The organism is Kosakonia sacchari SP1 (genome assembly GCF_000300455.3).
Classification (GTDB): Bacteria; Pseudomonadota; Gammaproteobacteria; order Enterobacterales; family Enterobacteriaceae; genus Kosakonia; species Kosakonia sacchari.
Genome location: NZ_CP007215.2, coordinates 4,182,227 through 4,206,642 on the forward strand (window position 1 = coordinate 4,182,227; position 24,416 = coordinate 4,206,642).

Sequence of the window (24,416 nt, forward strand, 5' to 3'; positions counted from 1 at the left end):
TCAGCCCAGCACATCCTGCACACAGGCTTTAAACACTTTCACGCCGAGCGCCAGCGCGGCGCGATCAAAGTGCATGTCCGGGTGATGCAGACCCGGCATCAGGTTGGCACCGAGCCCCCAGAAACCGCCTTTCACCTGTGGGCGCAGCCGCAGATAATGGAAAAAGTCCTCGCTGCCGGGTGTCGATTTTGCCGCTGTCAGCCCGCTATCGCCAAACACGCTACGGATGGCGCGGGAAACCACCCCGGTTGCCTCGTCATCAATGATCGCCGCAGGCATCTCTTTTAGAATGCGGATCTCAGCCCGCGCGCCGTACGCCGCCGCACTGCTTTCAATGGCGCGAATGACCTGCGGTTTAAGCGCATCCATAGCGTCGTTTTCCGCCGCACGCAGATCCCAGCACACCAGCGCGTTGTCCGGAATCGAGTTGGTCACCCCGGCGTCGCAGAGAAAACGCGTCGCTTTGGCGCTCCAGGTGAGCGATGGCGCAAGGTGAATGCCGTTTACCGCCTGCACAGCGTGAGCGGCCGCGTCCAGCGCGTTTACACCTAAGTGGGGCCGCGCCGCGTGCGCCGCTTTGCCGTGGAACACCACTTCCACCGTGGCAGACGCCGAGTAATACATGGCTGGCACCGCCTGACCCATCGGGCACTCTTCCAGCGGGCGCAGGTGGAAACCAAGCAGCATGTCAACATCGTCCAGCACGCCAGCCTCCGTCAGTGCAATCGCGCCAGTACCCAGTTCCTCTGCGGGCTGGAAGATGAACTTCAACTTACCCTTTTTCACTACCCCTTCGGCGATGACTTCCTGCGCCGTGGTCAGCACCACCGTGGAGTGTCCGTCATGACCACAGGTGTGGCGCGCGACATGCTCGCCATCAATGATATGCCCAAGCGCATCCATATCGGCGCGCAGCGCCAGCACTGGCCCCGGTTTACCGCTGTCCAGCACCGCGACAATGCCGGTCGTGTTATTGACCTGGCGCGTAACCTGGTAGCCCGCCGCCTCCAGAACCCCGGCGATATAAGCGGAGGTTTTATACTCTTCGAACCCGAGTTCCGGGATCTGATGCAGGTAATTAAAATGCTCAAGTGTGCGTGACACGTCTTACTCCTTGGTACTCAGGCAATAACGCGCATAATCAGCATGGCGATTACGGCATTGAGAATGCTGACCGCCATCAGTAGCGGCCAGTACTTCTTCGGCACATCGGCAACGCCCAACAGGCGGCCCATATACTGTAGCTGCGAACCCATTAAAAAGATGGCGGGCGCGAGAATGGTGATTTGACCAACATCAAGCTGGCCTTTGCTGAGCAGGCTGACTGCCACGCCGGTTCCCGCTGAAGACGAAAGCCAGGCGGTGAGTAACACGGTAATCGCTTCCCCCGGCAGGCCGAACAGCCCCATTAACGGCGCGCAAAGATGGCCGATAATCTGCATCACGCCGAGTAAATTGAGCATTTCGGCGATCACGTAGGCCATTAATACATTAGGCATCAGATTATTAATGGCGATATTAAAACCTTTACGCGCACCAATAACGAAAATATCGAACGGATTACCAGAGACTTTTGCGGAATTATTCATTGTCGAAATCTCGCTTATAAACAGTATTTAATGCCAGACGAACCACCGCTGCGCCCACGAATTTAAGGACAAACATTAAAACCAACGGAACAATAATCGGGATCGTTAATGACGCGAACATCGCTGAGCCAATCGAAAAATAGTTATTGATTAAGCCCGCGCCGGAATATTGCCACGACCCCATAATCACCACATCTTTACGGGTAATTTTATCGCTGTCGTATAACTCTTTAGTTAATGCCGCCCCGGCATCGGTGCTTTGCAGGTCGGTAATCAACGCCAGTCCCGTATAGCCCGGAATACCCAGCAGCGGTTTAAGCAATGGCGTGAGTAATTTATGCGCCGCACGGATCGCACCATAGTGGGTAAAAATCTCCAGCAACCCCAGAGCCAGCATTACCGTTGGCACCAGCGACAGCGCGAACAGAAAACCGGCCTTTGCGCTGATGCCGCCGCTGCCGATAAAGGTGTTGGTTTCCGGCGTTTTCATGGTGCCGAACGCGCCGCCCAGCGTGGTGAAGTCAAACGCGCCCAGCCACGCCATCCCCTCGACTTTGAAAAAGAAGCCGGAAAAAACCAGCAGAACAATCACCAACGAGATCCAGGCACCTGGCCCGACTTTCCACTCTTCCGCGTGCGCTTTCGCGGGTTGCTCCAGCGTTTTTGATTCACTCATAATATCTCTCTTTGAAATAATTAGATGACAATGGCTCATTACTAAGCAGGATCCGTGCCTGAATAGCCCGACGCTAAAATAAAAACCTTTTACCGCGAATTATTACGCAATAAAAAACCTTCCCGCGAAATACCGAGAATAAAAAGCAAAGTAACTAAAAAATTATTTAATTAAGCATTAAGAACTTCCTAATAAAATAATTTCTCACCGTTATCGGGCACCCTTTTGGTGCAAAAAGACAGACTCAATTTTTCATTTTCTTTCACTCATAAAAAATGGCGGTTATTTTGATTATCACTATTCAATGCGGATGATAAATATCCGCTTAATGGTGTTATTGTTGCTTTCAGGTCAACAGTTGAGAAGGAATGTGGCGGATGTTCCAGGACAAACAGGTGGGTTATTTGTATGAGGTGGGTAACCAGGGCGGGATTCGTCGTGCGGCGGATATCCTTGGTGTTAACCCATCCGTGGTCAGCCGCCAAATCGCGCAACTGGAGCGCGCACTGCAACTCCCGCTGCTGGAGCGGCGCGGGCGTAACGTGGTGTTAACCGAAGCGGGACGCCTGCTGGCAGAGGACTATTTTGCCAGCCGCCAGCGGCGTGAAAAGCTGGAAAGCCAGCTAAAAGATCTGCGCCATATGCGCGGCGGAACAATCTCGGTGCGCATTGGCGGTGGGCTGATCACCGCCTTTATCGAAGGGGTTATGCGCGAGTTTGCCAAATCATACCCGCAGGTTTTTGTTGATATTGTGGTGGGTAGCATGCAGGAGATGCTCAACGATATCGTCAGCGGCGAAGCGGATATGGCGCTGGCCTTTGGCCCAATCGGTACGCCGGAACTCAAGCGCCACAGCTTTCAGTGGGGGCCAATCTGCGCCGTCGTCTCGCCACAGCACCCTATCGCGCAGCGGCAAAGCATCACCATTGAAGAGCTGCTCGACTATCCATTAATAGCCCTGACGGAAAACTTCGGCCTGCAACGCCATATGAATGCCATGTTCAAAAGCCAGGGTTTGCAATTTCATCCGGCGTATCGCTGTAACCAATTCTCCACCGCGATGGGGCTAAGCCAGGCGGGGCTAGGCATCTCGTTTATGACCGCTTATGCTGCCGCCGATCCCATTCGCCTTGGCGCGCTGGTTGCCGTACCACTCGATCATCCCATCGCCAATAGTGCTCAGTGCCACCTGCTGCGTAACTCTGATCGGCGCTTTACACCAGCCGCCCACCATATGTGGCGGCTTCTGCATAATGCCTTTCGCGACAAATAAAGGGGTGTGGTATACCAGAAAGCCAACCAAATGAGGCATAGCATGTCGATGACGCGCGATATACAGCAATCATTTTGCCGTCCACTGGCGTTACCGGGTGTCGAACTGCGCAGCACCTGGCGCAGCCAGCAGGCGTATAAAAGCCACAGCCACGCAGAATTATCCATTGGCGCGATTATCGACGGGCAAACCCGCTGTCTCTGCAACGGACAGGAATACCTGCTCCAACCGGGCGATCTGATGGTCATTCCACCGCACGCGCCCCACAGTTGTAACCCACTCGCCGGGCAGCCACGCAGCTACCATATGCTTTACCTGCCGCATAAAAACAGCCAACAACAGGTCATTCGCGACCCTTCGTTATTTCAGTTGTACTTGCGTATCGTGGCGTTGATTGAGCGGGACGACTCGCCGCAATTACCAGCGGCACTCGATGCCCTTCTCAGCGCTTTACCTCCCGGTGCGGATCACTGCGCGCCGCTACGGCCCGTAAGCCAGCAGGTGCTGGCGGCGTTGACCCACGATTTGCAGCAACCGCCAACGCTTGATGTGCTGGCCAGCGCCTTTTCCCTGCGCAAAGAGACGTTAATCCGCACCTTCAAGCAGGACACCGGCCTGACGCCGGGCAGCTTTTTGAATATCACGCGCGTTGAGTTTGCCAAAAGCCGCCTGCGTGCGGGCGATACGCTGGCGGATGTCGGCTACCAGAGCGGGTTTGCCGATCAAAGCCATTTTCACCGAACCTTTGTGAGCTACACCGCCGCCACGCCGCGCCAGTACGCGTTTGGCCGATCAATATCCGACAATAAATAGCGCCGACGCGCCGCTAAGGTGAGCTTCACTTTTTTGTGGAGGTCACTATGGCGTTGTTTCCCACCACGTTTCCCGCGCTGGCGCTGGCACATTTTGTCGCCCTGCTCAGCCCCGGTCCGGATTTCTTTTTGTTAATGGGGTTTGCGATCCGCTATCGTCTGCGCGGCAGCGCCGGGCTGTGCGCGGGCATCGCCGCAGGCAACGCCTTTTATATTCTGATAGTGATTATCGGTGCGAGCGCGCTGCACCCGTTCACAGTGCTCTTTAGCGCGATTGAACTACTGGGCGCTGTCTATTTACTGTGGATTGGCTGGCATTTGCTGCGCAGCCGTGCACAGGCGCTTAGCGTCAATGAAACCCGTCAGCCGTGCCCAAGCCTGAGAAAACAGTTTTTACTTGGGCTCGGTTCCGCGCTGCTCAATCCCAAAAACGCGCTGTTTTACCTTGCGCTGATGACCGCCCTGCTCGGCCCGGACGTCACGCTGCTCCAGCAGTCGGTGAGCGGCGCGTGGATGGTGATGGTTGTATTCGTGTGGGATTTAGCCGTGGTTTGGCTCATTGGTCAACCCGCCGTGCAACTGCGGCTGAGCCAAAGCGTATGGTGGATCGAGCGCGTCGCAGGCGCGGTGTTAATGGTGTTTGGGGCGTCGATTTTATGGAGCATGCTGCGTAATCTGCTTAGGATTTAACCTTTTGCAAGAACCCGGCGTTGGGTTATATGCTTAAACCATGAATAAATTCGCAGAACTTAAGCGCGCCAAGCGCCTGGCGCTGTCGCTGTTGCTGGTTGCCGCCGCGACGTTTATCACCACACTGTTCCTGCCGCCCAACTTCTGGGTAAGCGGGGTGAAAGCCATTGCCGAAGCGGCGATGGTCGGCGCGCTGGCGGACTGGTTCGCGGTGGTCGCGCTGTTTCACCGTGTGCCGTTCCCGTTTATTGCCCGCCATACGGCGATTATCCCGCGTAATAAAGAGCGGATTGGCGACAATCTCGGCCAGTTCGTGCAGGAAAAATTTCTGGATACCCAATCGCTGGTGGCGTTAATTCATCGCCACCAGCCGGCGCAGATGATTGGCGTCTGGTTCAGCCAGCCCGAAAACGCGCAGCGCGTGGGGGTGCATCTGTTGCAGGTGATGAGCGGCTTTCTGGAGATGGCCGATGACAGCCGCATCCAGCGCCTGTTACGCCGCGCGGTGCATAAAGCCATCGACAAAGTGGATCTCACCGAAACCAGCGCGCTGCTACTGGAAAGCCTGACCCGCAACAATCGCCACCAAAAGCTGCTGGATACCGTCATTGCGCAATTGATCGCCCTGCTGCAACGGCAAAGCAGCCGCGATTTTATTGCCCGCCAGATTGTGCGCTGGCTGAAAACCGATCACCCGATGAAGGCGAAGATCCTGCCCACCGAATGGCTGGGTGAGCAGAGCGCCGACTGGGTTTCCGAGGCAGTAAATTCGCTGCTCGACGATGTTAATGCCGACAGCACGCATCAGATCCGCCAGGCTTTTGATCGCGCCACTATGAAGCTGATCGCCAGTCTGAAAAGCGATCCGGAAATGGCCGAGCGCGCGGAAAACATCAAAGAATATTTGAAAAACGACGAGACGTTTAACCGCTACGTCGGCGAAATGTGGGCGGATCTGCGTAACTGGATGAAAGCGGATATGCAGTCTGACGATTCGCGGATGCAAAAACGCATCACCGACGCAGGCCTGTGGTTCGGCGAAACGCTGCTGGCGGATGGCGCGCTACGCGCTTCGCTCAACGAACATCTGGAACAAGCCGCTCACCGCGTGGCACCGGAGTTCGCCGCGTTTCTCACCCGCCATATCAGCGACACCGTGAAAAGCTGGGACGCGCGGGATATGTCGCAGCAAATCGAGCTGAATATCGGTAAAGATCTGCAATTTATCCGCATCAACGGCACGCTCGTCGGTGGGACGATCGGCCTGATCCTCTATTTGCTGTCGCAGTTGCCCGCGCTGCTGCACGTTAGCGCTTTCTAATTTGCCAGGAGAAACGATGGCCGACATTACCCTCACCACCAGCGAACGCGAGCAGTTACGCAAAAAATTGCAGGCCTACTGTGAGCAGAATTTTGAGCTGGAACTGGAGCAGTTTGACGCCGAGTTCTTTATCGACTTCATTGCCGAACAGATTGGCCCGGCTTTTTATAACGCAGGCATCGACGAAGCGATTCGCACACATGCGCTCTACAGCGAGCGCATTCAGGAAGAGATGGATCTCAAAAAAATAATCTGACCGGACTGAAAACGGTTTTTTCCCCTTTTCATCCGCCGGAGATCAATATTTCCACACTTTTTGCATGCCTATAATGCGGCCTCTTTTCAAACTCTCCCGTGTCACGGGGAAGGAAAATTATGTCGCTTATCACCGCCCTGCCAGATGTTTTTGAACAGTTTTCTGAAGCCCGCCAGAAAGGTTTTCTCACCGTGATGGATCTAAAAGAGCAAGGGATCCCGCTGGTTGGCACCTACTGCACCTTTATGCCACAAGAGATTGCCATGGCCGCCGGCGCGGTAGTGGTTTCCCTCTGTTCCACCAATGATGAAACCATTGAAGAAGCGGAAAAAGACCTGCCGCGCAACCTCTGTCCGCTGATCAAAAGCAGCTACGGCTTTGGCAAAACTGACAAATGCCCCTACTTCTACTTTTCCGATCTGGTGGTGGGTGAAACCACCTGCGACGGCAAAAAGAAAATGTATGAATACATGGCAGAATTCAAAGCCGTCCATGTCATGCAGTTGCCGAACAGCGCAGCAGACGCCGCTTCCCGCGCGTTGTGGAAAGCAGAAATCCTGCGTTTACAGCAGGCGATTGAGCAACGTTTTGGCCAGCCGATTAGCGAAGCAGCGCTGCGCGAGGCTATCGCGCTGAAAAACCGCGAGCGCCAGGCGCTGGCAAATTTCTACCGCGTTGGGCAGCTCAATCCGCCTGCGCTTAGCGGCGCGGATATCCTGAAAGTGGTGTACGGCGCGACCTTCCGTTTTGATAAAGAAGCGCTGATCGACGAGCTTAACACCATGGCTGCGCGGATCCGCGACGAGTGGCATGCGGGTAAACGGCTGGATCCTCGCCCGCGAATTTTAATCACCGGTTGCCCGATTGGCGGCGCAGCGGAAAAAGTGGTGCGCGCCATTGAAGAGAACGGCGGTTGGGTCGTCGGGTATGAAAACTGTACCGGCGCAAAAGCCACCGAGCGCTGCGTCGAGGAGAGCGGCGATGTGTACGACGCGCTGACCGACAAATATCTGGCGATCGGCTGCTCCTGCATTTCCCCTAATGATGAGCGCCTGAAGCTACTCAGTCAGATGGTCGACGAATACCAGGCCGATGGTGTGATCGATGTGATTTTGCAGGCCTGCCACACCTACGCGGTGGAGTCGCTTTCCATCAAACGCCATGTACGCCAGCAGCACAACATTCCCTATATGGCGATTGAAACGGACTATTCGACAGCGGATATCGGGCAGCTCAGCACCCGCGTTGCCGCGTTTATCGAGATGTTATAAGGAGCGGGCGTGACGTTTACCGTGGGTATTGATTCCGGCTCGACCACCACCAAAGGCATTTTGCTCGAGGGCGAGACGATTGTGCGGCGCTTCCTGTGCCCGACCTCGTTTCGCCCGGCGACATCGATTGTCGACGCGTGGGAAACGCTGCGCGCAGGGCTCGATGAAAAACCCTTTCTGACACTGACCGGTTACGGACGGCAACTGGTCGATTTTGCCGATAAGCAAGTCACCGAAATCTCCTGCCACGGACTTGGTGCGCGTTTGCTGCTCGCGCAAACACGCACAGTGATCGACATTGGCGGGCAGGACAGCAAAGTGATCGCGCTGGATGAACAGGGCAATCTCACCGATTTTCTGATGAATGACAAATGCGCCGCCGGAACCGGGCGTTTTCTGGACGTTATCTCGCGCACGCTGGGTACGCAGGTGGAACACCTGGACGCCATCACCGAGGGGGTAGAGCCGCATCCGCTAACCAGCATGTGTACGGTGTTTGCCGAATCCGAAGTGATCAGCCTGCGCTCGGCAGGCATTGCGCCGGAAGCGATTCTCGCCGGGGTGATCAACGCCATGGCGCGGCGCAGCGCACATTTTATCTCGCGCCTTTCCACGCAAGGGCCATTGCTGTTTACCGGCGGCGTCAGCCACTGCACCTCCTTCCGCCGCATGCTGGCCGGGCATCTTGCCAGCGATGTTTTTACGCATGACGACGCCCAGTACGCGGGCGCGCTGGGCGCGGCGTTAATCGGTCAACGGCAGAGGAAGCGCTAATGGCGGAATACCTATTGCTGTTCTACACAACACCCGGTGTACTGCAAACGCGCAAAGCGATGCAGTCGGCGGGGATCGCTTTTCGCGTGCAGGATATTCCGCGCCAGCTCAAAGGCGGCTGCGGCTTGTGCATCCGATTTCACAGCGAAGCGGAAGCGGTCAATCGGTGGCTGGTTCCCAATGTCACAGAGGCGATTTATCGCTGTGACGGTGATGAATTTACGCGAGTGGGATAATGAGCGGGCGCTGTATACGGCCTGTAAAATCGAGGCTACGCAGTGCCTTATCGGCCCGATAAACACCGCGTTTTCGGGCGTATTCCCCTTTACTGTTCTTCAATCACAAACCGTGTGGCTTCGAAGCGGTTCAAAATCAGATGTACCAGATAGATCATCGTTAATGTTGCCAGCAGCGCCACCGTCACGGAGACGATGCGATAGAGATCGCTGAACACCAAATCCGTGTCCGGATGCAGGTTCTGACCAAACATAATGCCGATGGTGGTCACACTGGCAAAACCCACACCGGCACCGACTTTCTCCATCACATGCAGCCGCGCGCTGAACGCCAGCCCGAGGCCAATCAGCGGCATCATCAGCAGCATGTGGCTACTGTGGTTGTAGAGGATCAACTGCACCAGCAGGATATAGAGGCAGGCGAGCACCACGCCGACCACGCGCCACACAGAGCTCATTACCGCGCCGCGATAATGCATCGGAAACAGGATCAAGATGCCGGCCATCAGCGCGGATAACGAATCGCTCAAATCGCTCAGTTGAAATACCACGAAGATCATTGTCGCTACCGTGCCGGAAAGCAGTGATTCGTGGCGCACGCGCGCGGCGTTTTTCTCGATCATCGGCGGACGCGTGCGCGGCTCGACATCCGGGATCAGATAGTTCATCAGCGCACTCAGCGCCACCGCCATGATGCTGGCTTCAATATTGGAAAACAGCAGCGTGTGCCAGTCGCTTGAGGGGTAGCTCATAAAGTTAAGCATCGTACTCTGACAAACCACACCCGCCGAGCCAAACAGAAATAGCGCACCTTTGCTCATAAAGCGGAAACGCATCACGTACAGTGCAAATACCACCAACGTCATAATCACCGGCCAACGCGACAAATAGCCGATGATAAATACCATTTCGATGCAGTTAATCACTGCGCTGAAGATGAACTGTTTCGCCACATGGCGATTAAATACTGGCACCAGTGACAGTAGCATCACCGGATAGACGACATAAAACACGCCGTACTGGGTGTTATAAAAACTCGACACGCTGAGCGCGATCATCCCGGCAAAAACAATGCGCAGCGTCTGGCGAAAGTCATTCGCCGTGTAAACGATATTGCCGTGAGGCGTAAAAACCCGTGCCAGCGTATTAATAGACATAGTGCAATAGGCTCACGAGATGGATTTGCAGGCCCGAGAAAAAGCGCGCAAACACCCCTTCGCTGTTATACAACTGCACCGTGGCGCGTGCGCCAGTTGGCAGCTGTTTCGGCAACGGTTCATCCAGCGCGACGTGAATGCGCATACGCTGCGCGTCACGCACCCAGCGGTTAGAGGTTTGCGGTTCAGAAAGCTCGCCGTTCACCGCCTGTTGACCAGCCAGTACCCCGGCATCGCTGCTGGTAACATGTGCTTTGAACACATGGCCCGGCAGCGCATCAAACACTACCGCCGCATCGGTGCCAACGCGCGTGTGGCGCAGGCTCTTCTCGCGGAAATCCGCCACGATATCGGTTTTATCATGCACCAGTGCCAGCGCGGCAGTGCCGGTAGCGGCATAAAAACCGGGACTTAACTGCAGGTTACTGACTGCACCATCGGCTTCGGCGCGAACCTGGGTCCAGCTCAGATTTAGTTGCGCCTGTTGCAAAGCATTGCGGTATTTCTGCAGCGTCACGTTGCGGGCGTCATCGCGATCGCCGCGTTCAATATTCAGTGCATTAATCGAGGCATTCAGATTGTTCACCGACTGCACGCTGCTCTGCCAGGTGGTGCGCACTTTATCAAGGTCGGACTGCGAAACATTGTGCGTCGCACTCAGGTTCTGGTAGCGCTCAAAGGTCACCCGATCGTTTTGCGCGGTGAGTTGCGCGGTCTTCAGGCTGGCCTGCGCGGCAACGATTTGCGCATCCAGTTGTTGATTGGTGAGCTTTGCTTGTGCCAGCGCGATTTGCGCGGCTTCTACCTGGTTGTTAAACGGCGTAGCGTCCAGTTCGAACAGCAGATCGCCCTTCTTCACCAGGCTATTGTTCTGCACGTACACTTGCGCGACATAGCCGGAAACACGGGCGGAAACCGGTGTGACCACGCGCATGACGGTGGAGTCCGGCGTCAGCGGGATCCAGATATCGGCAACGATAAAATAGACAAACATCAGCAGGAAAGAGGCAATACTCACCCTTACCCAGCGGGCAAACTTTTGTTCTGGCGTCATGATTTTCTTATTCGGCGTTGTTGTCTTCTTCGCGCATCACACGCAAATTACAGGCGATTTGATTCAAGGTGTCGCTAAAGGCGAGCAGACTCGCGGGGGGAATATTTCCCGCAGCCCGTAGCTGGCAGGCTTCGATCACTTGCGTGATTTTACCCAGCATACGCGTCCCCTCGGCGGTAAGCGCCAGCAGGCGAATGCGTTTGTCGTACGGCGATATCGTACGCACAATCAGCCCCTGCTTTTCCAGCTGTGTCAGCGTGCGCATCAACGGCGGCAGCTCAATACCCTGCACTTCCGCGAGCTCACTGACGGAGACGTTATCCCCTAACTGGTGAAGCTGCATTAGTACCGTCCAGCCCGACTGCGTGATGCCCGTGTCGCTCAATGCATGATCGATAGTAGCGCGCCACTGGCGCACAACCATTGCCATACGCATACCCAGCGGTCGGCGGGCGAACAGTTCATCTTCAGTCATGGCGATCCCCTCGTTTCACAGGCGGGGTACGATAATAGTTATCAGGATAAGTATCAAGAAACGAGGCTAGCAAAGAGCATAGATTGCGAAAGCCTAATCAAAAAACACCATCCCTTTGTAAGGCTTCTCGCGGCACGCGGCCAGCCGTCGGGCAAGGTTGCCAACATGCGCTTCGAGCTTGTGTCCGTCGGGATCGAGGAAATACCAGGAGTCGCCTTCGCTTTTGTTCGCTTTCCAGCTCACCACGCCAGCCTGCTCAAGGCGAGTAACAAAGCTGGCGAAATCACGCTCATCAACGCTAAACGCATAATGGGTGTAGTCACTTTGTGTTGGCGGTACATACTGGCGCTGCGCGTCGAGAGATAAGCAAAGCCACAACTCACCGCAGGTGAGATAAGCGCCGTTATCCCAGCGTGCATGCAGTTTCAGACCAAGAAGTTGATGATAAAAATCGACGCTGCGGGCAAGGTCGCTAACCGCCAGGGTCAGGTGGTTGAGGCTATTTAACATGCTTTGCACTCCGGCCTGAAAAAGGAAAACGCCGCACCTGGCAAAATTGCTGAATGCAGCGTTTATCGGGCAGCGAATTACTTCGCCTCTTTCACTTCCGAGACGAATTCCGGCAGATCCCAGGTGCCGCCCGCGCGCACGTAGCGGCACATGCCGGAGGTGGATTCGCTGCTCTTACGGAAAGTTTTCCCATCCCAGATCCACTCCGCCGACGCCCAGCAATCGCCAATGCCGCGACCACGCTGGCCCAACGAGATCGCGCCATCGCTGTAGTCAGACGCGGAGTTAGTAATAAATTGCGGCGTTCCCTTGAGCGCTTTATCCACCACCCAGTAGCCATAACCTTCGTTGTACGCCCCGCGCCAACAAAGGGTGGAGATCAGCACCTGTTTGCCATCCAGCGGCGTCAGAGTAATGTCGTTATCACCGTCGATAACCGGTTCCTGCGGGGAGACAAGGCGGTCGCACTCATTACCACTGGTAAGCGCCGCCAGCAAACGCGGTTTCAGCGCTGCGGTTTCGGCTTTGGTGAGCGTGCGATCTTCGCCGCCTTTCACTTCCACCGCCTGAATCACCGGCGCGGCAACCGCAGGCGTCACCGAGCTTTCCGCTTTATCGCCCTTTTTACTCAGCGCGCCAGGTGTGCCCACGCGCCCTTGCACGTCATCAAATTTCAGCAACACGGCGTATGCACCGTCGCCGGAGAGCACAAACGGTTTTGCGCCGCCTTTGAATTCGACTTTACCGCTACCTTTCACGGCATCGATCATGCTGTGCGCCTGCGCATCGGATAAACGCCAGCTATCGTTATCTTCGGTCGCGATCTCACCCTGTGATTTACCCTCGATCCACAGGCTGAGTTTTGCCTGCTGCGTGGTTTCATCGGCATCCATTTCTGCCAGCACCACATCAACGGTCACCGGCGTGTCTGGCCCGGCTTTTCGCGTGATCAACACCGAACCGGTGGCTTCTTCTTCCGCGCTGTAACCTGCGGCACGGCAGGTCAGGGTGTTATCGCAAACCACTTCCCAGTCTTTATGGTCAAACGAGACGCCGCTTTGCTCTGCCAGCACGGGCGCACTTAGCGTTGCTGTCATCACCAGCGCCGCTTTGATACTGCTTTTCATGCCATCACTCCGTAATGAGAAATGCGCACAGTGTGCAGAAATTATGTGTCAGGGAGAAGTGTATTTTGGCGGGCGTGAAGAGAAAAAAGGCGAGAAAAAATTCTCGCCTCAAGGTCGCTAACAAACTTAATCCAGATTCAACTCGCCGTAGGATTTCACCACGCGGGAAACAATGCCGTAATCAATGGCTTCTTTGGTGTTCATCCAGTAGTTGCGGTCGGTATCCTGCTTCACTTTGTCCACCGGCTGGCCGGTCGCGTCAGCAATCATGCGGTTAACGCGCTCAAGCGTGCGGATGATCTCTTTCGCTTCTATTTCAATGTCGCTTGCCTGGCCGCGAACGCCGCCCAGCGGTTGATGGATCATAAAGCGGGTGTTCGGCAGCGAATAACGGTGCTCTTTTTTCGCCGCCAACAGGATGGTGATCCCGGCGCTTGCCACCCAGCCGGTGCCAATGATGTGCACTTCCGGGGTGATGAATTTAATCATGTCATGAATGGTATCCGCCGCTTCAACATGACCGCCCTGGCTGTTGAGATAGATTTTAATCGGCGCATCGCTGATGCCCTGCAACAGCAGTAACTGGGTGACTACTTTTTCTGTCAGCGCCTGGTTGATCTCGCCAGAGATAATGATCGAGCGGGCATCCAGCAGTTTTTGCTGCATCAGCTGTGAGACGTTACCGGTCTCTTTCTCTTTTTTCTCGTCGTCTTCGTTCATAAAGTGCATGCGCTTTCTCCCCTTCAGGTTGTGGAGCTAAGCATAGCCCAACGCCGGTTGGGCGGAAATAACAAGATGTTATCTCCGCGCGTTATTGCACTTATCACAGTTCACTGCGGCGTAACCCCAGATCTTTTAGCTGCTCGTCGCTTAATGCGCGCAGCAGCCGCCGCGTTTTCACGCGCTCATGCAGTCGTTGCAGTTTACGCCAGAGTAAAACAAACCCGAAAAACGGGCGGTTGGGTCGATTTTCAAAGAATTCCATGGTGCTCTCCTCGCCTGAAAAGAGCTCTATCTTCGCCGTTCTCGCCCATGACAATACAGATTCAGAAATCACTTTTCTTTAACATACAGATCGCTTAAAACAACGTCTGAATCGCGAATTTCACGCCAATCTGTACTGGTTCTTAAATCTGTATGGTGAATTTTAAGGATACAGCATGACACGCTACCAACATCTGGCCACGCTGCTGGCAGAACGCATTGAACAGGGATTGTATCGCCACGGCGAAAAACTACCGTCAGTGCGCAGCCTGAGTCAGGAACACGGCGTGAGCATCAGCACCGTGCAACAGGCTTACCAGGTGCTGGAAAACCTGCAACTGATAACACCCCAGCCGCGTTCCGGCTATTTTGTCGCACCGCGCAAAGCAAAGCCGCCCGTGCCGGCGATGTCGCGCCCGGTACAGCGGCCGGTGGAAGTCACGCAGTGGGATGAAGTGCTGACGCTGCTGGATGCGCGCACCGATAAAGCGATTGCTGCGTTTGGCGGCGGCGCGCCGGATATCACCCAGCCAACCCTTAAACCGCTGTGGCGCGAGATGAGCCGTATCGCCCAACACCAGGTAATGGATGCGTTAAGCTACGACACGCTGCCAGGCCGCCGTGAACTGCGCGAGCAAATCGCCCGGCTGATGCTGGATGGCGGTGCATCAGTCAGCGCCGATGATATTGTCATCGCCAGCGGTTGCCATCCGGCGCTGGCGCTCGCCTTGCTGGCGGTGTGCCAGCCAGGGGATATTGTCGCCGTTGAATCCCCCTCGTATTACGGCACGATGCAGTTGCTGCGTGGTTTGGATATTAAAGCTATCGAAATTCCGACCGATCCCGAAACCGGCATCAGCGTAGAAGCTTTGGAGCTGGCACTGGAACAGTGGCCCATTAAGGGCGTGATTCTGGTGCCAAACTGCAACAACCCGCTCGGGTTTATCATGCCGGACGCACGGAAAAAAGCCGTGCTGGCGCTGGCACAGCGCCACGACATCGTGATTTTTGAAGATGATATTTACGGCGAGCTGGCAGCCGAATATCCGCGCCCCACGACCATAAAATCCTATGATATTGATGGTCGCGTGCTGCTGTGCAGCTCTATCACCAAAACCGTGGCACCGGGTCTGCGGGTCGGCTGGATTGCGCCGGGACGTTACCTGGATCGGGTGCTGCATAAAAAGTATGCCGCCATCGGCACCAATGTACCGGGAACACAATTAGCCGTTGCGGCGTTTATTCGCGACGGTCATTACCATCGGCATGTGCGACGCATGCGTCAGGTTTATCAGCAGCAACTGGAAACTTACACCTGCTGGGTGCGCCAATATTTTCCCTGCGGTATCTGCGTGACGCGCCCGCAAGGCGGTTATCTACTGTGGGTTGAGTTGCCAGAAACCGTCGATATGGTCTGTGTTTCCCGCGCGCTGTGCCGTCTGAAAATCCAGATTGCGCCCGGCTCGTTATTTTCAGCGTCTGGTAAGTACCGTAACTGCCTGCGCCTGAATTGCGCCCTACCGCTAACCGACGCAAATCGCGAGGTGATCAAGCAGCTGGGCGAAGCAATTCATAACGCGCTGGAAGCGTAAGTTCAGATCACGCGTTTGCCTGTCAGAATACGGCGAGCGCCGAGGTAGTGATCCTGCCAGTAGTCATCAAGAAAATGGCTGATACGGATATTCAACCCGGTACGCGGCGCTTCGATAAAGCGGTTATGCCCCAGATAGACACCGACATGATCGACCGGACCGCGTAATTTACTGCGAAAGAACAGCAAATCCCCCTGGCGCAGGTTTGCGGTTTTTACCCGCATCAAACGCTTGTCATGGAACATGGCTTTGGTGGTGCGGGGTAATTTATTACTCAGCACTTTGTTGTAGGCATAGAACACCAGCCCACTACAGTCGAAACCGCGCGCCGGTGAGACGCCGCCAAAGACGTAAGGTTTACCTAACTGTTTTTTAAGGTGATGCACAACCTTGTCAACTTTTGACTGACGCGTCGCCGCGAGCGTCTCTTCACGGGTGGGCTTGCGCTGTTCGGCAAGCATTGTTGGCGAGTGTGTACGGCTAACCGGTTTAGATTGCACACAACCGGTCAGGAACACAGCAAGCAAAATAAGAAAAAAAAGCCCCAAAAACCCGCGGAGCATGCTCTGCCTGGGGGCAACGATGGATGATACAGTTAAATATTTCACAACATTAATACTAATAAAAATAATGGGTTAAAATTTTAAATACATTTTTCATTCCTTAACGGAAGGAGAAACGTACTCACTCGTCAAAAAACGTCCGCAACTTTTGTATGATGACTTTATTAAGCTGACAAATTCGGGCTTCTGTCAGTCCAAGCATTGAGGCAATCTCTTTCAGGCTTAATTCATGGTGGTAATACAACCCCAGAATCGTCTGTTCACGCTGTGTCAGGCTTGCTACCGCGCTTTTTAGTGCCCGGCTATCCAGAACTTCAGCTTCAAGCGAGCGGCTTTCCAGCGCGTGGGCGTGAAGATCGTTATCCAGGCTCTCCAGCTCACTGGCGGAGTCGAGCAATAAATAGTGCTGATACTCCTCTGGCGTAATAGAAAGCCGCTCGCTTAATTCATTAAAATTAGGCACATAGCCAAGTTCACGCGCCAGATCACGAATGGCGTCGTTGAGCTTGTACATTTTTTGGCGCAGCCGACGTGGCCGCCAATCCTGCTGGCGTAGCTCGTCAAGAATTGCCCCACGAATGCGCTGGACGGCGTAACCGGCAAATTGCGCATCCGGTTGTCCATAGCGACGCAATGAAAAGAGCAACCCCGTCAGGGCGACTTGTCGCATATCGTCTTTATCCATTACGTTGCTGGCTTGCCAGGCGAATTGTTTCACTACTTTATGCACCAGCGGCAAATAATCGCGGACATAGCGCGCTTCATCGGGAAACGTTATCGTTTCAGAGGTAATTACACTCATCATTATTTAACGGCGCAGACTAGATTTATTAAATAAAAACAGAAATATGCTGTTTTTACATTTTTAAGGCTGGCCTTTCTCATTAGTTCAATGGATAAAAAGATTAATTAAATAAACAACAAATTAACAACAAGCAGTTACAACAAGCGGTACTACACGTCTTCCCGCCTTAACTGGTGTAAAAAGATACACCACATCCCCTATTCTTAATCCCCCGAAAAGCGGCAATTAATGAATTTGCGTATAATTCATCTACCGCACAGTAGTATTATTAATATCTCATATAAAATGATTACTGAGGCCAGAAGATTTGCTCACGCGCCTTCACGTTAATTAATTCTCAATTACTGTTAACAACCTTAATAATCGCTTGTTCCAGGATGGAGCTACTCGAAATTTGTCATGAAAAAATATTGTTGTGCTATTAACAATTGGTTAATTGATTTGCCCTCCGGCTCAATTATTCATTTAGTCACCGGAGAACATAAGCGACTGGGCGCGTACCAGCTCAAATTACTGGATCTGCTACAACAGAATCCAGGTAAGGTTTTTACGCGCGAAGAGCTGACAAACCAGGTCTGGGAGGGGCGAGTTATCGGCAATAATAGCCTGCCAAACGCCATTCACGCCCTGCGCGCAGCGCTGGAAGATGACGGTAAACAGCAACGCATTATTCGCACCGTGCCTAAACGGGGCTATGTGCTGGATGCAGAATATTGCCAGCAGGTTGAAAGTCCACAGGAAGATATTTCATTAGATAATGAGAAATCTCTCACAGAGGCGGACGCAGCCAATATACCGCCGCACTCTTCTGACGTGACGTATAAAACGTCTGGACAACCAACGCGTTATCGACGTGGCGTCGTCGTATCGCTATTACTGGTTGTCGCGCTTTTTGTCGCCTTTATCGGTTATTTGAAAATCGATCGCGGCCAGACCATAAAACCTGAAGAGCTGGCGAAGAACGCGTACAGCAATATTCGTCTGTATACGCTTGTTGAACCCGGTGAGCGTCTGCAGGATCAAGCCACAGTCTACAACCGGCTCAAAGACACCTATCACCTTTTAAATGAGCAGATAAAAAAGAAATCCATCAACCTGAGCATCTATTCACGAAGTAATAACCAAACGCTGAACTTTACCCTGCGCTTACACAGCACCTGTGGGCAGAATATTCTGGCGATGCAGATCTATCACTGGCGGGCCAATTTGGCTTCGCTTAATGAATTGATACTTGATGAAACGCGGAGAAAACTCAATGAAATGGCGCCTTGTAAGACCGCATAAGTACGGTGTAATGCTGATGCTCACGGCGCTGATTATCGCTGCCTGCGGCTATTTTTGGCATCGTTCGCAGCCCGCATTAAAACCGGGCAGTAACATAACGCAGCAATTCGGTTTCTACGATTTGCCGCAGCAGCAAAAAGAGCTTTATGACGTCCGGCTGTCCACCGTTGGAGAGACGATCGTCAGCCATGTCAGCAGTCCGACTAACCCTCAGTTCAGGCTCAAAGGGAACTTCGTGCAGAAAAAACAGGAGGGTGAGAAACGCATTTTTACCTATACCCCCATTCATTTCGTTCCCTCGCCGGACACCTCGCTGCTTGCCAGCAACATTGATTTACTGATGCATTCGCAAGTGCGTATGCAGCAACTTTGGCCAGATGGCGTGCCGCTGGTCACTATGCAAAACGGAATGATCTTTCTCTACCCGCTGGACGACAGGTAGGAACCGGCGTGAGGTTGTTATCACGCCAGCTAACCAGGCCCGGATTCACCGCCAGCCAGCAATGTTTCCCCATTAATAATGGCCAAAGTTCATTAAGGCTGGCGGCATGCTCTATCGCACGATGGTAAGCATTTAATAACACAGGGTAATAGCTGGCGTTAACGGCATAGGCTGCAGCGCTATCAGCATGATGCACACGCGCAATGCCAGGCAGCGCCAGCAATGGCGAGAAATGCTGATAATGCCCGCCCAGCAGCAACGCATGCCAGTCCAGCCGATTAAGGCTCGTAAAGATGCGATTCGCCTGGGTGAATACCCTCTCGTCCTGCGTCAACTGAAAGCCAGCATCGAACAGCAGGACATTGCGCCACCCTTGCCGTTGCGCTTCGCTCAATACCATGCACTGTGTCTGTAATTCAGCCAGTCTGCCATCACTACCCGACGCTCTGGCAACGGGCCAGAGTTGTTCCGCGCTTATACCTGCCTGGCTTAACACTGCGCATTGCGTAGCGAGCAATGCCTCCTCCTGCATATCAAAGAGCACCGCTACCTTTGCAAAACTGCGCCACTGTAAATTGCAACGCAGCGACAGCTGCGGGCTCTGCCAGTGAGGGAAAGTAGCGGCGTAATTCAACTTATGCATTGCATCATCCTTGCAGATAACAGGCGTCATAATGGTGTTTGTGACTGACCACGGAGTGATAAAGCCGGTGGGTCTTTTAACGCAGACAGGAAGAAAAGTCCCATCAATCAATGACATTAAATAATTAAGTCTTAGAAAACATGCCGGTAAGTAAAATCTGTGTGCAATATTGCCGTATGAACGGCATCACATTTCTGGCGTAATAAGCAAATAAGAATAAATTATTCTTATTAAACATTTTATGAGTAATATATTATTCCTTACCGGGTGCCTGAGCCGCAGCGCAGCAGGCAAAGAACAGTGAAACCGAGTTGAGCGAAACGTTGATGAACATTGATCTCTCCAGACTGACTACCGAAGGCCGCAATACCGCCAGCGCTGACATTGACATGCTTGATACCGAAGCGATGTTGAGAGTTATCAACCGTGAAGATCAAAAAGTGGCGTTGGCGGTGGAAAAAACGATCCCGGCGATCGCACAGGCGGTGGACGCCATTGTGGCAGCTTTCCAAAAAGGTGGGCGCTTGATTTACTGCGGCGCGGGTACATCCGGGCGGCTTGGGATCCTTGATGCCAGTGAATGCCCGCCAACGTATGGCACGCCGCGCGAGCAGGTAGTTGGTTTGATAGCCGGTGGTCATCGTGCCATTTTGCAGGCGGTAGAAAACGCCGAAGATAGCCTGACGCTCGGCGTTGACGACCTTAAAGCGCTCAATTTTAACGCGAGCGACATCCTGGTCGGCATCGCCGCCAGCGGCCGCACGCCGTATGTCATTGCCGCTATGCAGTACGCCCAAAAACTCGGTGCGACCACCGTCGCGCTGACCTGTAACGCAGGCAGTGAAATGGCGCAAATCGCCGATATCGCCATCGTGCCGGTAGTGGGCGCAGAAGTCGTTACCGGCTCGTCGCGAATGAAAGCCGGAACGGCGCAAAAACTGGTGCTGAACATGCTGACCACCGGCGCGATGATCCGCAGCGGCAAAGTGTACGGCAACTTAATGGTTGATGTGGAAGCCACCAACCAGAAGCTGGTGCAGCGGCAAATCAATATCGTGATGGAAGCGACCGATTGCGACAGCGCCACCGCGACCCAGGCGCTGCAAGCCTGCGATGGGCATTGTAAAACCGCCATCGTGATGGTGTTAGGCGGACTGAGCGCTGAACAGGCAGCACGCCTGTTAGCCGATAACGGTGGGTTTATTCGCCAAGCGCTGGCTCACGCGGGAGTCAACTAATGGCCAAAATCAGCGAACAGTTTATTGCCGCTATCCTGCAATTGGTGGGTGGCAAAGAGAATATTAAAACCTGCGGCAACTGCATGACGCGGCTGCGCCTGACGTTAAACAACGATGCGCTGGTTGATAACGCCGGGCTCAAAGCGCTGCCCGGGGTTCTTGGCGTGGTCAATAGCGAGGATCAGTTGCAAATCATCGTTGGCCCCGGCAAAGCGCAAACGGCGGCAGAAATGATGAGCGCGATGACAGGCAGCGTCAGCGCCTCTGTGGAAACGGCGTCACTAAAAAGTATCGCCAGCGATACCAAACAGCAGATGAAAGCGAAACAGACCAGCGGCGTGCATCAGTTTCTGGCGAAGTTTTCGACCATTTTCACCCCGTTAATCCCTGGCTTTATCGCCGCCGGGATGCTGCTTGGCTTCGCTACCCTGATTGAACAAAGCCTGATTATCAATGCCGCCGAAAAAAATGCCACCCTTGTCCATATCATTGGTTATATGAAAGTTTTCGGCAAAGCGCTGTTCACTTTCCTGCCGATTTTAATTGGCTATAACGCGCAAAAAGCCTTTGGCGGTAGCGGCGTTAATGGCGCGATCATCGCCGCGCTCTTTGTGCTCGGTTACGATCCAAAAGCGACAGTGGGCTATTTTTCCGGCATCGATAACTTTTTTGGTATGGGAATCGATCCGCGCGGCAACATTATTGGCGTGTTGATCGCAGCAATCACCGGCGCGTGGATAGAGCGGCAGATCCGTAAATTCATGCCGGATAATCTCGACATGATCCTCACCTCGTTGCTGACGCTACTGATTACCGGCGCGTTAACCTTCACGGTGATTATGCCGATCGGCGTTGAGCTGTTTAAAGGCATGTCCTGGTTATTCCTGCACCTTAACGGCAACCCATTCGGCTGTGCGGTGCTGGCCGGGCTGTTCCTGATTGCCGTCGTGTTTGGTGTGCATCAGGGTTTTATTCCGGTCTATTTCGCACTGATGGATGCGCAGGGCTTTAACTCGCTGTTCCCGATCCTGGCGATGGCGGGCGGCGGCCAGGTGGGCGCGGCGCTGGCGCTTTATTTCCGCTCGGCGCGCGAGTCGATTCTGCGCAATCAGATTCGTGGCGCGATCATTCCCGGACTGCTCGGGGTGGGCGAACCGTTGATTTACGCCGTCACGCTGCCGCGCGTAAAACCGTTTGTCACGGCCTGTATCGGCGGCGCCTGTGGTGGTTTCTTTATTGGCACTTTCGCCTGGTTCGGTTTGCCGGTTGGACTCAACACCGTGTTTGGCCCATCCGGCCTGGTGGCGCTGCCGTTGATGACTTCCGGTCAGGGGATCTACACGGGAATGGCAGTTTACGCCGCCGGTGTAGTCGTCGCCTACGTGTGCGGTTTTCTCGCCACCTGGTTCTTTGGTCACAAAAACGTGGATTTGAGCTAATGCCAGGCTTTCACCCGGCGCAAAGCCGGGTGAAATCAGAGCATCAGAAGCGGTACGAGAGGCTGCCGACGATGCTGCGTTCCGCACCGAAATAGCAGTAAGAGAGTGAGTTACACGCCGCGACATAGCGTTTGTCAGTCAGGTTGTTGACGTTAACCTGCGCGCTCAACCCTTTCAGTCCCACATGACTCAGGTCATAACCCACCGCCAGATCAACCAGCGTGTAAGACGGCAGCGTGTGCGTGTTCTGGCGATCGGAGGTGATGCCATTGACATAGCGCACGCCGGAACCGACGGTCAGCCCGTTCAGCGCCCCCTCTTTCACGTCATAACTGAGCCACGCACTGGCCTGGTTACGCGGCGCGTACACCGCACGTTTGCCCTGCTCCTGCGCACTGCTCTTTTTGTAGCGAATGTCGTTGTAGGTGTAAGCCGCCTGCAATCGCAGGGTGTCCGTCAGTTGACCCACGGCTTCAAGTTCCACGCCTTCGGATTCGATCTCGCCAATGGAACGGTAGGGATCGGTCGGCTCCACTTTGGTGGCGATGTTCTCCTGATTGATGCGATACACCGACGCGCTGTACATGGTTTGCGAGCCTTCCGGCTGGAACTTCAGCCCCGCTTCCCACTGTTTGCCTTTCATCGGTTGCAGGATCTTGCCGTACTCGTCGGTAAAGCTGGTTGGCGTGAACGCGGTTGAGTAGCTGACATACGGCGCAAAACCGCTATCAAACAGGTACATCAGCGCCGCGCGGCTGCTGAAGTGGTTCTTATCCAGTGTATCGCTGGTGTCGTTGATCTTATTGACGTTGGTGATCTTCACCTGATCGTGACGACCGCCGAGCGTCAGACGCCATCTGTCGAGTGACATCTGATCCTGGGCGTAGATCCCGGTCTGCTCAAGTTTGTGCTTTTCGCGGCTATAAACACTGATCGACAGTGGATCGGCGCCATAAACCGGGTGGAAAGCATCGATCGCCGGGAAGTTGCCCGTAGAGGCGGTGACATTATTGCTGCGACGCTGATAATCCACGCCAAACAGCAAGCGATGGTTGATCACGCCGGTATCAATGCTGCCATCGATCTGGTTATCCAGCGTCACCGCCGAGAGCGATTCATCCGAGCCGGAGTAACCCCGCTTCAGCTCGCTATCGTTCAGCCAGCCCGAGGCATACACCTGGTTCAGATCGACAGTGGTGTGCAGGTAGCGCAGTTTCTGGCGCACCGACCAGCCGCTGTCGAAGGCGTGTTCAACGTTGTAGCCGACCATATTTTCGCGGCGATCGTATTTGTCGTAATCATCTTCGCCTTCAAAGAAGGTGTTGGAGATTTTCTTGCCCGCGTGCGGCACTACGGTGCCTTCATACGGCAAACCGGAGTGGCTGCCACCTTCGGGATCGCGATGCAGGTAAGCCATAAGCTCCAGGCGCGTGTGATCGGTAATGCGCCAGGTCAGGCTTGGCGCGATGGCGTAACGCTGCTCTTTCAGGTGGTCAAACTGCGAATCCGCATAGCGCGTCATTCCGGTTAAACGCACCGCCACACGGTCGTTATCATCCACCGGGCCGGTGACATCAAACGCCGCGCCGCGTTGGTTATTATTTCCGGCGAACAGCTTCACTTCACCGCCGGGGTCAAACGATGGCTTGCGCGAATTCAGCGCCACAATACCGCCTGGCGATGAACGCCCATACAGCACCGATGCCGGGCCGCGCACCACTTCCACGCTATCCAGGAACCACGGATCGATAACCAGCGAGCTGTGGGAGTTGGTGTCGCCCATCATTTTCAGCCCGTCGAGATAGACGTTATCCAGGCTACCGTCAGAAAAACCGCGCAGCACGATATAGTCAAAACGGTTGGATGCACCAATCTGGTTGCTGTAGACACCCGGCGTGTAGCTCACCGCCTGGCGCACGCTGATGGCACCCTGCTCTTCATACTGCTGGCGGGTGACAATCGATACCGCCTGCGGCGTTTCGATATCCGGCGTCTCCAGTTTGGTCGCGCCGCTTTGCATTTGTGAAGTCACTACCACGGTATCGTTGCCGGGAGTTGTCTCTTGTGCCAGCACCGTTACGCTCATCCCGCCGGTTATGCAGCCAATCATCAGCGCCAGTCGCGTTTTTGCGAACATGAAAATCTCCAGAAGCCATTATTATTGTAAATAAGAATTATTACCCTTTTGAATTCGCCGATAGCTA

At 54.3% G+C, this 24,416-nt stretch carries 27 protein-coding genes; 13 read left to right on the plus strand and 14 right to left on the minus strand.

Translation table 11 applies throughout. The annotated features are described in order from the left end of the window. From C813_RS42735 to C813_RS42745, 3 genes are read right to left on the minus strand one after another with little or no spacing between them, the layout of a single operon-like run. A complete protein-coding gene (locus C813_RS42735) occupies positions 1-1,104 on the minus strand; it encodes a M20 peptidase aminoacylase family protein (protein ID WP_017457807.1) in 1,104 nt (367 codons plus the stop codon). 17 nt (positions 1,105-1,121) lie between these two features. Further along, positions 1,122-1,589 (minus strand): YjiG family protein, encoded by a 468-nt coding sequence (locus C813_RS42740; RefSeq protein WP_017457806.1) that lies wholly within the window; start codon positions 1,587-1,589, stop codon positions 1,122-1,124. Further along, positions 1,582-2,265 carry a nucleoside recognition domain-containing protein gene (locus tag C813_RS42745; protein WP_017457805.1) on the minus strand — a complete coding sequence of 228 codons (684 nt, stop codon included), beginning with the start codon at positions 2,263-2,265 and terminating at the stop codon, positions 1,582-1,584. The genes C813_RS42740 and C813_RS42745 overlap by 8 nt, the downstream gene beginning before the upstream one ends. A gap of 377 nt (positions 2,266-2,642) precedes the next feature. Between C813_RS42745 and C813_RS42750 the strand changes: the two genes are divergently transcribed. From C813_RS42750 to C813_RS42785, 8 genes are all read left to right on the plus strand, one after another. Continuing rightward, entirely contained in the window at positions 2,643-3,539 is an 897-nt protein-coding gene (locus tag C813_RS42750; protein WP_017457804.1) for a LysR substrate-binding domain-containing protein, read from the plus strand. A gap of 42 nt (positions 3,540-3,581) precedes the next feature. Then, positions 3,582-4,352 carry a helix-turn-helix transcriptional regulator gene (locus C813_RS42755; RefSeq protein ID WP_017457803.1) on the plus strand — a complete coding sequence of 257 codons (771 nt, stop codon included), beginning with the start codon at positions 3,582-3,584 and terminating at the stop codon, positions 4,350-4,352. 47 nt (positions 4,353-4,399) lie between these two features. Next, positions 4,400-5,041 (plus strand): LysE family translocator, encoded by a 642-nt coding sequence (locus tag C813_RS42760; protein ID WP_017457802.1) that lies wholly within the window; start codon positions 4,400-4,402, stop codon positions 5,039-5,041. 40 nt (positions 5,042-5,081) lie between these two features. Further along, positions 5,082-6,362, plus strand: coding sequence for a DUF445 domain-containing protein (locus C813_RS42765; RefSeq protein WP_017457801.1), 1,281 nt, complete (start codon positions 5,082-5,084; stop codon positions 6,360-6,362). 16 nt (positions 6,363-6,378) lie between these two features. Next, positions 6,379-6,618: a DUF2164 domain-containing protein gene (locus C813_RS42770; RefSeq protein ID WP_017457800.1), complete on the plus strand. Its 240-nt coding sequence runs from the start codon at positions 6,379-6,381 to the stop codon at positions 6,616-6,618. Positions 6,619-6,737: 119 nt separating this feature from the next. Continuing rightward, complete coding sequence (locus C813_RS42775; RefSeq protein WP_017457799.1) at positions 6,738-7,889, plus strand: double-cubane-cluster-containing anaerobic reductase; 1,152 nt, start codon at positions 6,738-6,740, stop codon at positions 7,887-7,889. A 9-nt stretch (positions 7,890-7,898) separates the two neighbouring features. After that, entirely contained in the window at positions 7,899-8,663 is a 765-nt protein-coding gene (gene yjiL, locus C813_RS42780) for a putative 2-hydroxyacyl-CoA dehydratase activator YjiL (protein ID WP_017457798.1), read from the plus strand. After that, positions 8,663-8,899 carry a DUF3343 domain-containing protein gene (locus C813_RS42785; protein WP_017457797.1) on the plus strand — a complete coding sequence of 79 codons (237 nt, stop codon included), beginning with the start codon at positions 8,663-8,665 and terminating at the stop codon, positions 8,897-8,899. The genes yjiL and C813_RS42785 overlap by 1 nt, the downstream gene beginning before the upstream one ends. Positions 8,900-8,988: 89 nt before the next feature. Here the strand turns inward: C813_RS42785 and C813_RS42790 are convergent, their stop codons facing one another. The 7 genes from C813_RS42790 to C813_RS42820 form a co-directional block, all read right to left on the minus strand. Beyond that, positions 8,989-10,056 carry a DUF2955 domain-containing protein gene (locus tag C813_RS42790; protein ID WP_017457796.1) on the minus strand — a complete coding sequence of 356 codons (1,068 nt, stop codon included), beginning with the start codon at positions 10,054-10,056 and terminating at the stop codon, positions 8,989-8,991. Next, a complete protein-coding gene (locus C813_RS42795; RefSeq protein WP_025263736.1) occupies positions 10,046-11,113 on the minus strand; it encodes an HlyD family secretion protein in 1,068 nt (355 codons plus the stop codon). Before C813_RS42795 ends, C813_RS42790 begins: the two co-directional genes overlap by 11 nt. Before the next feature lie 4 nt (positions 11,114-11,117). Beyond that, the gene (locus tag C813_RS42800; protein WP_017457794.1) at positions 11,118-11,585 is read right to left on the minus strand and encodes a MarR family transcriptional regulator; all 468 of its coding nucleotides are present in this window, start codon (positions 11,583-11,585) and stop codon (positions 11,118-11,120) included. 93 nt (positions 11,586-11,678) lie between these two features. Continuing rightward, positions 11,679-12,095, minus strand: a complete 417-nt coding sequence (locus C813_RS42805; RefSeq protein ID WP_017457793.1) for a FosA family fosfomycin resistance glutathione transferase — start codon at positions 12,093-12,095, stop codon at positions 11,679-11,681. A gap of 77 nt (positions 12,096-12,172) precedes the next feature. Further along, positions 12,173-13,222 (minus strand): DUF1176 domain-containing protein, encoded by a 1,050-nt coding sequence (locus C813_RS42810; RefSeq protein WP_017457792.1) that lies wholly within the window; start codon positions 13,220-13,222, stop codon positions 12,173-12,175. Between the two features lie 126 nt (positions 13,223-13,348). Next, the gene (locus tag C813_RS42815; protein WP_370568908.1) at positions 13,349-13,942 is read right to left on the minus strand and encodes an ATP-dependent Clp protease proteolytic subunit; all 594 of its coding nucleotides are present in this window, start codon (positions 13,940-13,942) and stop codon (positions 13,349-13,351) included. Positions 13,943-14,045: 103 nt separating this feature from the next. Continuing rightward, the gene (locus C813_RS42820) at positions 14,046-14,207 is read right to left on the minus strand and encodes a DUF1127 domain-containing protein (protein ID WP_017457790.1); all 162 of its coding nucleotides are present in this window, start codon (positions 14,205-14,207) and stop codon (positions 14,046-14,048) included. A 175-nt stretch (positions 14,208-14,382) separates the two neighbouring features. On the opposite strand from C813_RS42820, the gene C813_RS42825 reads away from it, so the two are divergent. Next, a complete protein-coding gene (locus tag C813_RS42825) occupies positions 14,383-15,798 on the plus strand; it encodes an aminotransferase-like domain-containing protein (RefSeq protein WP_017457789.1) in 1,416 nt (471 codons plus the stop codon). Positions 15,799-15,800: 2 nt separating this feature from the next. On the opposite strand, the gene C813_RS42830 is transcribed toward C813_RS42825, so the two are convergent. Next, entirely contained in the window at positions 15,801-16,361 is a 561-nt protein-coding gene (locus tag C813_RS42830) for a C40 family peptidase (protein ID WP_017457788.1), read from the minus strand. Positions 16,362-16,482: 121 nt separating this feature from the next. Continuing rightward, positions 16,483-17,166 carry a FliA/WhiG family RNA polymerase sigma factor gene (locus tag C813_RS42835; protein WP_017457787.1) on the minus strand — a complete coding sequence of 228 codons (684 nt, stop codon included), beginning with the start codon at positions 17,164-17,166 and terminating at the stop codon, positions 16,483-16,485. Between the two features lie 399 nt (positions 17,167-17,565). On the opposite strand from C813_RS42835, the gene C813_RS42840 reads away from it, so the two are divergent. Next, on the plus strand, positions 17,566-18,450 hold the full coding sequence (locus C813_RS42840; protein WP_017457786.1) for a winged helix-turn-helix domain-containing protein: 885 nt from the start codon (positions 17,566-17,568) through the stop codon (positions 18,448-18,450). Next, a complete protein-coding gene (locus C813_RS42845) occupies positions 18,422-18,892 on the plus strand; it encodes a hypothetical protein (RefSeq protein ID WP_231943025.1) in 471 nt (156 codons plus the stop codon). Before C813_RS42840 ends, C813_RS42845 begins: the two co-directional genes overlap by 29 nt. Here C813_RS42845 and C813_RS42850 read toward each other — a convergent pair. Beyond that, positions 18,846-19,535, minus strand: a complete 690-nt coding sequence (locus tag C813_RS42850; RefSeq protein WP_017457784.1) for a hypothetical protein — start codon at positions 19,533-19,535, stop codon at positions 18,846-18,848. The genes C813_RS42845 and C813_RS42850 overlap by 47 nt on opposite strands. Before the next feature lie 326 nt (positions 19,536-19,861). On the opposite strand from C813_RS42850, the gene murQ reads away from it, so the two are divergent. Together murQ and murP are read left to right on the plus strand one after the other, a co-directional pair. Then, positions 19,862-20,773, plus strand: coding sequence for an N-acetylmuramic acid 6-phosphate etherase (murQ, locus tag C813_RS42855; RefSeq protein WP_017457783.1), 912 nt, complete (start codon positions 19,862-19,864; stop codon positions 20,771-20,773). Then, positions 20,773-22,212, plus strand: a complete 1,440-nt coding sequence (murP, locus tag C813_RS42860) for a PTS N-acetylmuramic acid transporter subunit IIBC (protein ID WP_017457782.1) — start codon at positions 20,773-20,775, stop codon at positions 22,210-22,212. The genes murQ and murP overlap by 1 nt, the downstream gene beginning before the upstream one ends. A 43-nt stretch (positions 22,213-22,255) precedes the next feature. Here the strand turns inward: murP and foxA are convergent, their stop codons facing one another. Further along, positions 22,256-24,349 carry a ferrioxamine B receptor FoxA gene (gene foxA, locus C813_RS42865; RefSeq protein ID WP_017457781.1) on the minus strand — a complete coding sequence of 698 codons (2,094 nt, stop codon included), beginning with the start codon at positions 24,347-24,349 and terminating at the stop codon, positions 22,256-22,258. Positions 24,350-24,416: the final 67 nt, after the last annotated feature.